The organism is Acinetobacter sp. YH16040_T (assembly GCF_024605785.1).
Taxonomy (GTDB): Bacteria; Pseudomonadota; Gammaproteobacteria; order Pseudomonadales; family Moraxellaceae; genus Acinetobacter; species Acinetobacter amyesii.
In genome coordinates this window covers 3,396,184-3,410,948 of sequence record NZ_CP094541.1, presented here as the reverse complement: position 1 = coordinate 3,410,948, position 14,765 = coordinate 3,396,184, and the positions used below count along the sequence as shown (strand labels likewise).

Annotated in this window: 8 protein-coding genes and 2 rRNA genes; 8 read left to right on the top strand and 2 right to left on the bottom strand. The window is 42.9% G+C overall.

Translation table 11 applies throughout. The annotated features are described in order from the left end of the window. Nucleotides 1-396: 396 nt before the first annotated feature. The 7 genes from MST16_RS16765 to MST16_RS16735 all read left to right on the top strand — a co-directional run bounded on the left by MST16_RS16765 (nucleotide 397) and on the right by MST16_RS16735 (nucleotide 9,973). Nucleotides 397-3,290 (top strand): 23S ribosomal RNA (locus tag MST16_RS16765). A 176-nt stretch (nucleotides 3,291-3,466) separates the two neighbouring features. Then, a 5S ribosomal RNA gene (rrf, locus tag MST16_RS16760) occupies nucleotides 3,467-3,581 on the top strand. A gap of 602 nt (nucleotides 3,582-4,183) precedes the next feature. Beyond that, complete coding sequence (locus MST16_RS16755) at nucleotides 4,184-5,557, top strand: MFS transporter (RefSeq protein WP_180005363.1); 1,374 nt, start codon at nucleotides 4,184-4,186, stop codon at nucleotides 5,555-5,557. Between the two features lie 361 nt (nucleotides 5,558-5,918). After that, complete coding sequence (locus MST16_RS16750) at nucleotides 5,919-7,364, top strand: aldehyde dehydrogenase family protein (protein WP_180009583.1); 1,446 nt, start codon at nucleotides 5,919-5,921, stop codon at nucleotides 7,362-7,364. Between the two features lie 87 nt (nucleotides 7,365-7,451). After that, nucleotides 7,452-8,012 (top strand): DUF1287 domain-containing protein, encoded by a 561-nt coding sequence (locus tag MST16_RS16745; RefSeq protein WP_180009584.1) that lies wholly within the window; start codon nucleotides 7,452-7,454, stop codon nucleotides 8,010-8,012. Between the two features lie 367 nt (nucleotides 8,013-8,379). After that, nucleotides 8,380-9,864, top strand: coding sequence for a sodium-dependent transporter (locus MST16_RS16740; protein WP_180009585.1), 1,485 nt, complete (start codon nucleotides 8,380-8,382; stop codon nucleotides 9,862-9,864). Between the two features lies 1 nt (nucleotide 9,865). Beyond that, complete coding sequence (locus tag MST16_RS16735; RefSeq protein ID WP_078194501.1) at nucleotides 9,866-9,973, top strand: methionine/alanine import family NSS transporter small subunit; 108 nt, start codon at nucleotides 9,866-9,868, stop codon at nucleotides 9,971-9,973. 74 nt (nucleotides 9,974-10,047) lie between these two features. Here the strand turns inward: MST16_RS16735 and rsmB are convergent, their stop codons facing one another. Continuing rightward, complete coding sequence (rsmB, locus tag MST16_RS16730; RefSeq protein WP_180009586.1) at nucleotides 10,048-11,355, bottom strand: 16S rRNA (cytosine(967)-C(5))-methyltransferase RsmB; 1,308 nt, start codon at nucleotides 11,353-11,355, stop codon at nucleotides 10,048-10,050. Next, a complete protein-coding gene (gene fmt, locus MST16_RS16725; protein ID WP_180009587.1) occupies nucleotides 11,355-12,314 on the bottom strand; it encodes a methionyl-tRNA formyltransferase in 960 nt (319 codons plus the stop codon). The genes rsmB and fmt overlap by 1 nt, the downstream gene beginning before the upstream one ends. A gap of 437 nt (nucleotides 12,315-12,751) precedes the next feature. On the opposite strand from fmt, the gene ilvD reads away from it, so the two are divergent. Then, nucleotides 12,752-14,581, top strand: coding sequence for a dihydroxy-acid dehydratase (gene ilvD, locus MST16_RS16720; protein WP_180009588.1), 1,830 nt, complete (start codon nucleotides 12,752-12,754; stop codon nucleotides 14,579-14,581). Nucleotides 14,582-14,765 lie beyond the last annotated feature (184 nt).

Genomic DNA, 14,765 nt, shown 5'->3' with positions numbered 1-14,765 from the left:
CAAACGATTGTTAGCTTAGTCCTTAATCGATCAAGTGTTTAGGTTATAGAGCTTAGCAACAAAGTGGCGTATGATTCGCTCCATTGTTATTAAGCTCTGTGATTTATCACAGTTTCCTGACCTGACGAAGGCTGGAAAAATCATTAACAGAATATATTTGAGTTGAAATAATTTGTTCATACTCATAACTGACATTAACACTAACAGTGATTTATTACTGTGATGTGAAGATAAAAGCTATGAGTTACTAGCGAAATTAACTGAATCAAGCGTTTTGGTATATGAATCTAATTGAAGCTGTACAGTGATTAAGTTCACGAGACTCTAACTGTGGCGATTAAGTTCGCAACGCAACATCTTCACTTGTAGGAGATGGGCGACTGTTTGGGGTTGTATAGTCAAGTAATTAAGTGCATGTGGTGGATGCCTTGGCAGTCAGAGGCGATGAAAGACGTAATAGCCTGCGATAAGCTCCGGGGAGGCGGCAAATATCCTGTGATCCGGAGATTTCTGAATGGGGAAACCCACCCGCTATAAGGCGGGTATCATAAACTGAATACATAGGTTTATGAGGCGAACGAGGGGAAGTGAAACATCTCAGTACCCTTAGGAAAAGAAATCAATTGAGATTCCCTCAGTAGCGGCGAGCGAACGGGGAAAAGCCCATTAAGTTATCTAAGCTTTAGTGGAACGCTCTGGGAAGTGCGACCATAGTAGGTGATAGTCCTGTACGCGAAAGGGCTTAGATAATGATGTCGAGTAGGGCGAGGCACGTGAAACCTTGTCTGAATATGGGGGGACCATCCTCCAAGGCTAAATACTCCTGACTGACCGATAGTGAACCAGTACCGTGAGGGAAAGGCGAAAAGAACCCCTGTGAGGGGAGTGAAATAGATCCTGAAACCGCATGCATACAAGCAGTGGGAGCCAACTTGTTTGGTGACTGCGTACCTTTTGTATAATGGGTCAGCGACTTACATTCAGTAGCAAGGTTAACCGATTAGGGGAGCCGTAGAGAAATCGAGTCTTAATAGGGCGTTTAGTTGCTGGGTGTAGACCCGAAACCGGGTGATCTATCCATGAGCAGGTTGAAGGTTGGGTAACACTAACTGGAGGACCGAACCCACTGTCGTTGAAAAGCCAGGGGATGACTTGTGGATAGGGGTGAAAGGCTAATCAAACTCGGTGATAGCTGGTTCTCCCCGAAAGCTATTTAGGTAGCGCCTCGGACGAATACCATTGGGGGTAGAGCACTGTTTCGGCTAGGGGGTCATCCCGACTTACCAAACCGATGCAAACTCCGAATACCAATGAGTACTATCCGGGAGACAGACTGCGGGTGCTAACGTCCGTAGTCAAGAGGAAAACAATCCAGACCGCCAGCTAAGGCCCCAAAATTATAGTTAAGTGGGAAACGATGTGGGAAGGCATAGACAGCTAGGAGGTTGGCTTAGAAGCAGCCACCCTTTAAAGAAAGCGTAATAGCTCACTAGTCGAGTCGGCCTGCGCGGAAGATGTAACGGGGCTAAAACTATATGCCGAAGCTGCGGATTTACACATTAGTGTAAGTGGTAGGGGAGCGTTCTGTAAGCCGATGAAGGTGGATTGAGAAGTCCGCTGGAGGTATCAGAAGTGCGAATGCTGACGTGAGTAACGACAAAACGGGTGAAAAACCCGTTCGCTGAAAGACCAAGGGTTCCAGTCCAACGTTAATCGGGGCTGGGTGAGTCGACCCCTAAGGCGAGGCCGAGAGGCGTAGTCGATGGGAAATTGGTTAATATTCCAATACTTCAGTGTAATGCGATGAGAGGACGGAGAAGGTTAAGTCAGCCTGGCGTTGGTTGTCCAGGTGAAAGGAAGTAGGCATGTATCTTAGGCAAATCCGGGGTACTCTATGCTGAGATCTGACAGCAAGCTGTACTTGTACAGTGAAGTGGCTGATACCATACTTCCAGGAAAAGTCTCTAAGCTTCAGTTACACTGGAATCGTACCCGAAACCGACACAGGTGGTCAGGTCGAGTAGACCAAAGCGCTTGAGAGAACTCTGCTGAAGGAACTAGGCAAAATGGTACCGTAACTTCGGGAGAAGGTACGCTGCTTTTGGTGATGGAACTTGCTTCCTGAGCTGAGAGCAGCCACAGAAACCAGGCCCCTGCAACTGTTTATTAAAAACATAGCACTCTGCAAACACGAAAGTGGACGTATAGGGTGTGATGCCTGCCCGGTGCTGGAAGGTTAATTGATGGGGTTAGCGTAAGCGAAGCTCTTGATCGAAGCCCCAGTAAACGGCGGCCGTAACTATAACGGTCCTAAGGTAGCGAAATTCCTTGTCGGGTAAGTTCCGACCTGCACGAATGGCATAATGATGGGGGCGCTGTCTCCAGCAGAGGCTCAGTGAAATCGAAATCGCCGTGAAGATGCGGTGTACCCGCGGCTAGACGGAAAGACCCCGTGAACCTTTACTGCAGCTTGACATTGAACTTTGATCTTACTTGTGTAGGATAGGTGGGAGGCTTTGAAACCGAGACGCTAGTTTCGGTGGAGCCAATCTTGAAATACCACCCTGGTAATATTGAGGTTCTAACTCTGTCCCGTTATCCGGGACGAGGACCATGTCTGGTGGGTAGTTTGACTGGGGCGGTCTCCTCCTAAAGAGTAACGGAGGAGTACGAAGGTGCGCTCAGCGTGGTCGGAAATCACGCGTAGAGTATAAAGGCAAAAGCGCGCTTAACTGCGAGACCCACAAGTCGAGCAGGTACGAAAGTAGGTCTTAGTGATCCGGTGGTTCTGTATGGAAGGGCCATCGCTCAACGGATAAAAGGTACTCTGGGGATAACAGGCTGATACCGCCCAAGAGTTCATATCGACGGCGGTGTTTGGCACCTCGATGTCGGCTCATCTCATCCTGGGGCTGAAGCAGGTCCCAAGGGTATGGCTGTTCGCCATTTAAAGAGGTACGCGAGCTGGGTTTAGAACGTCGTGAGACAGTTCGGTCCCTATCTACCGTGGGCGCTGGAAATTTGAGAGGATCTGCTCCTAGTACGAGAGGACCAGAGTGGACGAACCTCTGGTGTACCGGTTGTGACGCCAGTCGCATCGCCGGGTAGCTATGTTCGGAAGGGATAACCGCTGAAAGCATCTAAGCGGGAAGCCTACCTCAAGATAAGATTTCCCTTGGACTTTATGTCCACTAAAGAGCCGTTGAAGACTACGACGTTGATAGGTTGGATGTGGAAGTGCGGTGACGCATGAAGCTGACCAATACTAATTGCTCGTGAGGCTTGACTATACAACACCCAAACAGTTGTATGTAAAGCATCAATTGATTCGATATTAAGCAAAATAACTTGATTTAGTTAACGCTTAAGAACAAAATATGCAACTTAGATATGATCTGTTAATAACTCATTTGACCAAGCAACGGCACTGAAAAGATAAGACCAAATGCAAAGTCATAACAGTTGTGCTGGCGACAATAGCAAGAGTGAACCACCTGATCCCTTCCCGAACTCAGAAGTGAAACCTCTTAGCGCTGATGGTAGTGTGGGGTTACCCATGTGAGAGTAAGTCATCGCCAGCTCATTATTCAAAACACCCCCTGATATCTCAGGGGGTGTTTTTTTATGCAAGGAGAAAAAAGGAAAAAGGGAAAAGGAGAAAAATATAGATAAATTGATGCTTGAATCATCTAAACATGGGTGATTATTAGACAATCAATGCATTCAAAAAATCATCAATTTAAGGAATTCTCAGCTTTAAATGCCGTAAAACCTGAATGTAAGTAAGCCAAAACAACCGTTTAAATGCCTAATTATCGACTTAAGTGATGGCTGATGACTTATGATTTCGAAATCTACGACTTAGATCGTAGAACTGCGATTTTTTTCTATAAAATTTGAGTTTTATTCTGACAATTTTCATATCAAATAATCTATCGTCTGATTGTGATTTAGCTTCTAATAACGCATTGATAATTAATCATTATTAAAACTAGACCCGCAGTTCATCGACTTTTGTATGTATAAATATTTCAAAAATATTCGAGTTTTTATGACATTTTATTCCCAAACAACATGGATATATCTGAAAGGTATGGATCTATACCTTTGTAATTTTGGACAATTTACATTGAAAAACGGCATTGTAGCGAAAAATAAAACTCACAATTGGAGGTGAGGTTCAATGTCTGCAAGCACAATGAATGTGAATAGCGTTGTCGATAACGCTAAGTTCACAAAATCGCATTTCAGCATCATGATGTGGTGTCTAATTCTTATTTTATTTGATGGTTATGACTTAGCGATCAATGGTGTTGCGCTGCCTTTATTGATGAAAGATTGGGGATTAACAGCTGTTCAGGCAGGCATGCTTGCGAGTACAGCACTTGCAGGGATGATGTTTGGTGCCATGATGTTTGGTACTTTGGCTGATAAGATTGGCCGTAAGAAAGTCATCATGATCTGTGTATTTTTATTCAGTACATTCACATTTCTAGGCGGTTTTGCATCAAATCCTACTGAATTTGGTGCTTTACGTTTTATTGCTGGACTTGGCATTGGTGGGGTATTACCGAACCTTGTGGCATTGACATCTGAATATGCACCTAAGCATCTACGCAGTACTTTAGTGACCACTATGTTCAGTGGTTATGCAATGGGTGGCATCATGGCGGCTCTCTTTGGTTCATGGTTTACTGCGGATTATGGCTGGCAAATCATGTTCTTCATTGCGGGTATTCCACTGTTACTGTTGCCATTTGCTTGGAAATTTTTACCTGAATCGCTCACATTTTTGGTGAAGGTGAATCGTCATGATGAAGCACGTCGTATGATTCAAACCATTGCACCTGAACAAACCGTGACTGCAAATACTCAACTGGAACTGACTGAAGTTGCGGTTCCGGGTGGAACATCTGTTAAAGCGTTGTATAAGCAAGGTCGTGGCGTAAGTACGATGTTGTTTTGGCTGTGTTTCTTTATGTGTCTATTAACGCTTTATGCATTAGGCAGTTGGTTACCAAAACTAATGATGGCCGCAGGTTATTCATTAGGTAGCAGTTTGACCTTCCTATTGGCGATGAATATTGGTGCCGTAATTGGTACGATTGGCGGCGGTATTTTAGCGGACAAATTCCACTTAAAACCGGTGATCATTACATTATGTCTCGCAGGTGCTGTGGCACTATCTTTACTCGGCTTTAATTCACCACAGCCTGTGATCTATCTTTTGGTTGCTGTCGCAGGTGCATCGGCAATTGGTTCGCAAATCTTGCTGTATAGCTATGTTGCACAGTACTATCCGTTGTCTGTACGTTCGACAGGTATTGGATGGGCATCTGCAGTCGGTCGTACAGGTGCGATTGTTGGCCCTATTCTGATAGGCTATTTATTATCACAAGAATTGCCACATCAAATTAATTTTATGGCTGTGGGAATTCCAGTAGTCATCGCAGCGATTGCAGTGTTCTTTATTCGCAAAGCGCAAACGGATGAAGAGGTTGCCGCTTTAGAAAATGTGAATAAGACTTCAGTGAAAACACAGCGTTCGTATAGCTAAAACATAGATTTAAAAAGCCCGTCATTTGATGGGCTTTTTTTATGTTGTACTCATAATTCTTATCATTGAATTTAGGTTGAATGATTTATTAAAAAATTGATAAATAATGAGATTTAATATTTTAAATAGCTTTTCTAATTTAATTTCATCGTTATATAGAGACTCGATCATACGGTTTTCAGTGCAAGCAGAGATCTGAAAATAGGGGATGAAGTTTAGGGCGTATAAGTAATCAAGTTTGAGGCTTGTGGTTCATTTTGTTACTTAAATATAGTGAACTCTGTGCTCAGTCAGCGCATGATAGAGGGCATAGATTTATTCACATTTATCAATAATGTCTCAAGATCATGGAAATATCGTCATGTCCAAAGCCGTACAAGATATAAAAGATTATCCGCTCTATGTTGCAGGTAAAGCAGCGACTACCGATCAGTGGTTAGAAGTGAATCAAAAATATACCCAAGACGTATATGCACGCGTTGCACTCGCAGATGCTGCAACCATTGAAAAAGCCATTGATTCAGCGGTTAAATCTAGCGCTGCAATGGCGGCATTGGAACCTTTTCAAAAACAAAAAATCTTACTGCACTGTGTTAAACGTTTTAATGAAATGCGTGCAGAATTGACTGAAATTTTAATTGCGGAAGGTGGAAAACCGCATAAAGCCGCAGCTGCTGAAGTTGAACGTTTAATTAATACCTTTCAAATTGCTGCCGATGCTGTCACACAGATGGATGATGGTCGCATGATCCCATTGGCGGTTACCGCAGCGGCATCTGGCTATCAAGGCATGGTCAAACATGTGCCAATTGGTCCTGTATCGTTGATCAGCCCGTTTAATTTTCCGATCAATCTGACTGCGCATAAAATTGCACCTGCCATTGCCGCAGGCTGTCCATTTGTTTTGAAGCCTGCAAGTTTGACGCCTATTTCAGCTTTAAAAATTGCGGAAGTTTTGGCAGAAACGGATTTACCTAAAGGTGCTTTTTCAGTTTTACCTTGTCCACGTGAACATGCAGATGTCTTGGTAACAGATGACCGATTTAAACTGCTCAGCTTTACCGGTTCCGATGTTGTCGGCTGGGATATGAAAGCGCGTGCGGGGCGTAAAAAAGTGACTTTGGAACTCGGTGGCAACGCTGCTGTATTGGTTGAGCCTGATACTGAAATTTCAGCGGCATTTATTGAACGTTTAGTCGGTGGGGCGTATAACCATGCAGGGCAGGTGTGTATCAGCGTACAACGCATCTTGGTGCATGCCGATATCTATGCCGATGTGAAGAAAAAACTCGTGGCGAGAATGAAGCAGCTTAAAGCCGCTGATCCTCATTTGGAAAGCACCATGGTCGGTCCAATGATTAAGGAAGCAGAAGCAACACGCGTACATAAATGGGTCGATAAAGCAGTAAAAAAAGGTGCTAAAGCATTGGTTCGTGGTGAACATCAGGGTGCATTGCTCGATCCAATTTTATTGGAAAATGTCGATGAATCGCTAGAAGTGTATAAAGATGAAATCTTTGGCCCTGTAGCGATTTTAGAGAAATACAAAAACTTTGAAAAAGGTATCGCCAAAATTAATAGCAGCCGTTTTGGTTTACAGGCGGGCATCTATACGCAAAATTTGAATAAAATGTTGTATGCGTGGAATCACTTAGAGGTTGGTGGAGTGATTATTAATGACATTCCGTCTTTCCGTGTCGATAACATGCCATATGGTGGCGTAAAAGATTCTGGCTTAGGCCGTGAAGGGATTCAGTCTGCCATTCGAGATATGCAAGAAGAACGCGTATTGGCGATAAAACTGTAGCAGTTTAAACTTGGGCTTTGTTCAGTATGGATCTGTTCGAAGCCCAGTTTTTGAATCATTGCAAAAATCTAAAGTGAATAAGAAAAAATGAAACGAATTTTATTATTGGTCAGTTTGATGACCGTGAATATGGCTGTCTTTGCCTTTAACGCCACTCAAATGGTGACGGATGCACGCAGTCAAATAGGGAAAACCTTATATTACGATCCTGCGTATACTGCACTGCGTTATCCGATGGGAGATGTCCCTTTAATCAAGGGTGTTTGTACCGACGTGGTAATTCGTGCATTACGACAGCAAGGAATTGATTTACAACAAGCCATTCATGAAGATATGAAAGCCAATTTTAAGCAGTATCCACAAAAATGGGGCTTAAAAAGTACTGATAAAAATATTGATCATCGGCGTGTTCCCAATATTCAAACCTGGATGCTACGTCAGGGCTTTGTTGTCAAAGATAAGCAGTATTTGGCCGGAGATATTGTCACTTGGGACTTAGGGCGTGGTTTAGTGCATATCGGTGTGGTTTCAGATCGTAAAGTGAAAGGTAGCGATGTTCCGCTGATCATCCATAATATAGGAAAGGGCACACAGGAAGAAGATATTTTACATGCCTATCAAATTACCGGACATTATCGAGTGAAATAACTTTAAAAATTTAATAGGAAATAAAACATTCCTAAAAGTTATATTATTGATAACTTAAATTGTATGAAAAATAAGCTGATTAAATGAACATTTAAGCCTAAACACATTATAAAAATGGAATATTTGCCGTAGAAATTACAGAAAAACTTAAAAAAAGTGAGTATTGTTAATTCATACAAAGGGAAAGTTATTTGTGGTGTTTTTAACCAAAATGCGCATGTGATTTTTCTGTTTGCAATTTGGTATAGACGCTCACAAGGTATCTCACCAGATCAAACACCCAGAATTTTATTTTTATGGTTCTTTTTTTGCTCGCGATATAACCATAACAAGCAGCAGTTAAAGATGCCTGAGGTTTAGGTGTTCTATGTCAGATAATCGTGAAAACTGGTCGGCACGATCAGGATTTATCATTGCCGCTATTGGTTCCGCTGTAGGTTTGGGAAACATTTGGCGTTTCCCTTACGTGGCGTATGAAAATGGTGGCGGTGCATTTTTAATTCCCTATTTAATTGCAATTTTTGCAGCAGGTTTGCCTTTATTGTTCTTAGATTATGCAGTGGGGCATAAATTCCGAAAAGCACCGCCAACTGCATATAAAAAACTTATGAACAGTGAGGCATTAGGCTGGTGGCAAGTGATGGTGACACTCATCATCGGGATCTACTATGCCAGCGTATTGTCATGGGCCGGCAGTTATATTTTCTACTCAATCGGTCAAAAATGGGGTGAAGATACGCAAGGCTTCTTCTTTAATACCTACTTGCAAAATGCCGATGGAATTGCCTTTGGTTTTGTACCGACCTTATTTTTTGGATTGGTGATTGTTTGGGCGATTACCATGTTCATTTTATATGGTGGTGTGAAGAAGGGTGTAGAGCTTTCGAATAAAATCTTTATTCCATTGTTGGTGATTTTGTTCTCGATTTTAGTGATTCAAGCAGTGCGTTTACCTGGTGCTACAGAAGGTTTAAATGCATTCTTTACGCCAAACTGGGATGCGATGACTGACTATAAAGTATGGTTAGCAGCCTTTGGTCATATCTTCTTCTCGTTATCGATTGGTTTCGGGATCATGTTGACCTATGCATCTTACTTAAAAGCAAAAACCAACTTGACCGGTTCAGGTGTAGTCGTTGCATTAGCCAACTCATCATTTGAAATTTTAGCGGGTATTGGTATTTTTGCGGCATTGGGCTTTATGGCGCATAGTGCGGGCGTACCTGTAAATGAAGTGGTTTCAGGCGGTATTGGTCTTGCGTTTATTGCTTTCCCGAAAATCATTTCGAGCTTGGGTACGGGCGGTGATTTATTTGGTTTCTTGTTCTTCTCGTCACTGGCTGTAGCAGGGATCACCTCAATGGTGAGTATTTTGGAAGTGCCAATTGCGTCGTTCCAAGATAAATTCGGCTGGTCACGTAAAAAAGCTGTAACGATTGTTGCGGGTGGTTCTGCCATTGTATCGACTTTAATTTTCTCAACCCACAGTGCGATTACTTTCGTTGACATCATTGACTACTTTGCCAATAACATTGGTATCGTGGCGGGTGGTTTGTTCTCGATTATCTTGGTGTCGTGGTTCCGTCGTCCATTGCTTGCGCAATTACGTGATCATGTGAATCAATATTCAAGTATCAAATTGGGCTTTGGTTGGAACTTCTTATTAACGGTTGTTACTCCGCTTTCATTATTAGTAGCTTTAGGATTAACCATTAAAGACGTTGCATCTAAAGGCTATGGTGGTTATCCAGTAGACGTGTTATTGCCTGTAGCCGGTTTAGTCATTGCGATCTTTGTGCTTGGTGCAATTGTATTTAGTTGCATGAAAGACAAAAAACCTGAGGAGAAATAACATGAATACATCTGCATTAATCATGATGATCATTTCAATGGTTTTACTTTGGGGCGGCTTGATCTTAGCGTCGATCCATTTAGCAAAACATCCAGATGAAGAAGATTAAGCTTCATCGCTGATAAAAAAGGAACCCTCGGGTTCCTTTTTTATGTGGTGCTAAAAAGCAAATTCTATTGCAGATTAAGCTGTTTTTTGAATACGACAGTAGAAGAAGCCATCGCCATAACCCGCTTTCGGGAACAGTTGACGACCATGAATTTGTTCAACACCCCAATCCGCTTCAATTTTAATTTCTTGGGCATCGGCATGATTGGCAAAGAACTCAACCATTTGCTGTTCATTTTCAGCTTTTAAAATCGAGCAAGTGATGTAAAGCAGCGTACCGCCAACTTTAAGCTGCTTCCACATGTTTTCCAAAATTTGCTTTTGTAATACTACTGTTTTCGCAATGTCGCCCGATTGACGTAGTAAACGAATGTCAGGATGACGACGCATTACACCGACAGCAGTACATGGCGCATCGAGCACGATACAATCAGCAAGTTCAGGAGCAGTATAGGTGATGGCATCGGCAGTTTGAATTTCAACATGTTTACCATCGAGATCCAAACGATCTAGGTTTTCAACCACACGTTTTAGACGCTTTTCATCTTGATCCAATGCAACGAGTTTCTTCGGTTGGAAAGTCTCTAAAATATGTGCGGTTTTACCGCCCGGCGCAGCACAAGCATCAATCACAAATTTACCATCGAGATTTGGTAATAGTGTTGCACACAGTTGAGCATGTTCATCTTGTACCGAAAAACCACCTGCTTCAAAGCCCGGTAAACTTGGAATATGTAGGCTTTCGTCCATCACAATACCGACATTAGAGAGTTCACAGCGATGTGCATCGATGCCTTCATCTTCCAAAATATCAAGGTATTCATCACGGCTCACTTGGCGTGTATTGACACGTAAAGTCAGTGGTGCAATTTGCTTAAGCTCATAGCTGAGCTCGTCAAATTGTTCGCCCCAGTCTTTTTTCAGGCGTTTGGTTAACCAACTTGGTAGATTTGTGGCTTGTTCAAGCACGTCGTAGAACTGTTCTGTTTCACGTGTTGCACGGCGCAAAATTGCGTTGATTAAGCCACTTAGACTTCCCATACCCAATTGTTTTGCAGCTTCCACCGTTTCAGAAATTGCAGCGTGAGCCGCGACACGGGTACACAATAATTGGTACAAACCAAGGTATAAACAGGTTTCAACCACTTGGTTATCTACTGGTTTAGACAGTAATGGTAAAGTCAGTTGTTTCAATGCGTACCATTGACGTAAACAACCAAGCACCAATTCATGGAATAACGCACGGTCTTTATCTGACACGATATTCATTTGCTGCGCGAGTACCGATTGCAGCGATTGACCATTTTGGACAGCCAATAACGTCTTCACTACCTGAGCACGTAAATTAAGGTCTCGGGTCGAGGCGTTGGGAGATTGCTTCATTATAAAATTTGTCCAATAGTCAATTTTTGGGTTTGTAAAATTTGTACAGGGTTGAGTGGTTTAGCGCCTGGCCATTGTAAAGAGGTCAAAATAATCACGCTGCCATTGGCACAGGCAACGTGTATGCCTTTTTTGTCGATGGCAATGATTTCACCTGCTTGAGCGTTCGGTGCAGACACAGCAGAAAGTTCAGAATGCCAAACACGTAAGTTGTTTTGTTCATCCAACTGAATAAAGGCTACCGGCCACGGATTAAAGGCGCGAATATTACGATCGATTTGTATGGCATCGATGGACCAATCAATTTTTGCTTCGGCTTTTGAAAGCTTATGTGCATAAACCGTTAACGCTTCGTCTTGGACTTCACGGCTATCCAGATATTGCTGCAATGTTTGTTCAGTGTCTAAAACGGCAGCAATTGCAGTTGCACCTTGCTCTGCAAGTTTGTCATGCAAAGTTGCAGAGGTATCCGTTGCTTCAATCGGGCAGATGGTTTTATACATCATGTCACCAGTATCTAGTCCGGCTGCCATTTTCATAATGGTGACACCTGTTTCAATATCACCTGTTGCGATGGCACGTTGAATCGGTGCTGCACCACGCCAACGTGGCAGCAATGAGCCATGAATATTTAGGCAGCCATATTTCGGGGTATCTAGCACGACTTGCGGCAAGATCAAACCATAGGCTGCAACCACCATAACATCGGCATTTAAGGCCTTTAATTCCGCTTGTGCGGCTAAACCTTCTTCAGTCGATGATTTGAAATGAAGGGGTTGGTAAACAGGAATATGGTGCTCTAAAGCCAATTGCTTTACGGCAGAAGCTGTGAGTTTTTGTCCACGTCCAGCTTTGCGGTCAGGTTGAGTGTATACCGCAACAATTTCATGTTGTGTGTTGAGCAATGCAGCTAGTGCTGTTGCGGCAAATTCTGGCGTACCGGCAAAGATGATTTTCAAAATGAATGAACCGAATCTGTGTTGAATATGTGGATTATAGCAAATGATTAATGCGTAATTTAGAACATTAGAAATTGATTTTTGCAACTTTGAAGCTGTCCAAGCTCAATGATTTCATAACCCAAAATCGCAAATTTGCAATTTTTAAATAAATTATATTTATATAAAAATTAAAAATTATTCATGAAAGTTTTGTATTGTGCAGCCATTGATGGCGGTATAGTAGATTTCAGTTAAAAGATTTTTGTCGTCAAATCACTCGGTTTTATTTATAGACACATCTGCCCAAATCTCAGCTTAAAAAGCCATCTTTAAAAACAATGGCTTGGTGTATGATAGGTTTAAAATTCGACTGATTTTACATCATTGTCAGTATGATTTAGCCAGAGTGAATCTGTAGGATTCATTTCAAGCTCAAACTTTGTTGGAAATATAAAATGCCTGACTATCGTTCAAAAACATCGACACACGGAAGAAATATGGCGGGTGCGCGCGGCTTATGGCGCGCAACTGGTATGAAAGATGAAGACTTCGGTAAACCAATTATTGCCGTCGTGAACTCATTTACTCAATTTGTACCGGGTCACGTTCATCTTAAAGACCTTGGTCAACTCGTGGCGCGTCAAATTGAGCAAGCAGGCGGTGTTGCTAAAGAATTCAATACCATTGCAGTCGATGACGGTATTGCGATGGGCCATGATGGTATGCTGTATTCATTGCCTTCACGTGACTTGATTGCAGACTCAGTAGAATACATGGTGAGCGCGCACTGTGCCGATGCCATGGTATGTATTTCCAACTGTGACAAAATTACTCCAGGGATGTTGATGGCGGCAATGCGTTTGAACATTCCAGTGGTATTTGTCTCTGGTGGTCCAATGGAAGCGGGTAAAGTTAAAATCCGTGGCAACGACAAAGCCATCGACTTAATTGATGCCATGATTGTGGCTGCAGATGACAACTATACCGATGAAGAAGTAGCAGAATACGAACGCTCTGCATGCCCAACTTGCGGTTCATGCTCAGGTATGTTCACCGCAAACTCAATGAACTGCTTAACAGAAGCATTGGGCCTGTCTTTACCGGGTAATGGTTCTACGCTTGCAACCCATGCCAACCGTAAAAAATTATTTGAAAAAGCTGGTCAATTGATCGTAGAAATTACCAAACGTCACTACGAACAAGATGATTACAGCGTATTGCCACGTGAAATGGTAACCAAAGCATCGTATGAAAATGCCATGACTTTGGACATCGCAATGGGTGGGTCAACCAACACCGTTCTGCATTTATTAGCAGCTGCAAATGAAGCTGGTGTTGATTTCACCATGGACGACATTGACCGTTTGTCTCGCAAAGTGCCTGTTCTATGTAAAGTTGCACCTGCGAAAAACGACGTGCATATGGAAGATGTACACCGTGCAGGCGGAATCATGTCAATTCTAGGTGAATTAGACCGTGCAGGCTTGCTTGATACTTCTGTTGGTACAGTTCACGAAGCTTCACTAAAAGATGCTTTGGATAAATGGGACATCATCCGTACTGAAAATGAAGACGTGTATCAGTTCTTCCGTTCAGCGCCGGGTGGTGTTCCAACGCAAACAGCATTCTCACAAGATCGATATTACCAACGACTAGATGGTGACCGTGAAAATGGCGTGATCCGTAATGCTGAACATGCGTTCTCGAAAGATGGTGGCTTAGCTGTGCTTTACGGCAACATTGCGCTCGATGGTTGTATCGTAAAAACTGCGGGTGTAGATGATTCAATCTTGAAATTCAACGGTACTGCACGTGTGTTTGAAAGCCAAGATTCAGCAGTAGAGGCGATCTTGGGTAATGAAATCAAAGCCGGTGATGTGGTTGTGATTCGCTATGAAGGCCCACGTGGTGGTCCGGGTATGCAAGAAATGTTGTACCCAACCAGCTACCTGAAATCGAAAGGTCTAGGCAAAGAATGTGCGTTATTGACTGACGGTCGTTTCTCTGGCGGTTCGTCAGGCCTGTCTATTGGTCACGTTTCACCTGAAGCAGCAGAAGGTGGTGCAATTGGTTTGGTGGAAGATGGCGATTTAATCGAAATTGATATTCCAAACCGTACCATCAACTTAGCTGTTGATGAAGCAACCATGGCCGCTCGCCGTGCAGCGCAAGAAGCAAAAGGCTGGCATCCAGTTGAAGAGCGTCCGCGTAAAATTTCGAAAGCATTGAAAGCGTATGCAATGCATACCACAAGTGCAGCGAAAGGCGCAGTACGTGAAATCTAAGCTTTAGATTTTTAAATAAAAAGCACTCCAAATGGGGTGCTTTTTAAATTTGCATCTACATAACTTGCATTGGATACGAGGAAACGTCATCCGCAACTGTTTGAGGCAAACGGTAATTTAAAAGTGAATGTTTCTGCGATCATTTTTTTAGTTGCAATCAGTTGCCGAGTTTTGCGGATGACAA

Bases quoted from the DNA above. Each gene is read 5' to 3' on its own strand.
- MST16_RS16755 (WP_180005363.1), top strand. From the start codon at position 4,184: ATGTCTGCAAGCACAATGAATGTGAATAGCGTTGTCGATAACGCTAAG.
- rsmB (WP_180009586.1), bottom strand. From the start codon at position 11,355: ATGAAGCAATCTCCCAACGCCTCGACCCGAGACCTTAATTTACGTGCT.
- MST16_RS16740 (WP_180009585.1), top strand. From the start codon at position 8,380: ATGTCAGATAATCGTGAAAACTGGTCGGCACGATCAGGATTTATCATT.
- MST16_RS16735 (WP_078194501.1), top strand. From the start codon at position 9,866: ATGAATACATCTGCATTAATCATGATGATCATTTCAATGGTTTTACTT.
- MST16_RS16745 (WP_180009584.1), top strand. From the start codon at position 7,452: ATGAAACGAATTTTATTATTGGTCAGTTTGATGACCGTGAATATGGCT.
- ilvD (WP_180009588.1), top strand. From the start codon at position 12,752: ATGCCTGACTATCGTTCAAAAACATCGACACACGGAAGAAATATGGCG.
- MST16_RS16750 (WP_180009583.1), top strand. From the start codon at position 5,919: ATGTCCAAAGCCGTACAAGATATAAAAGATTATCCGCTCTATGTTGCA.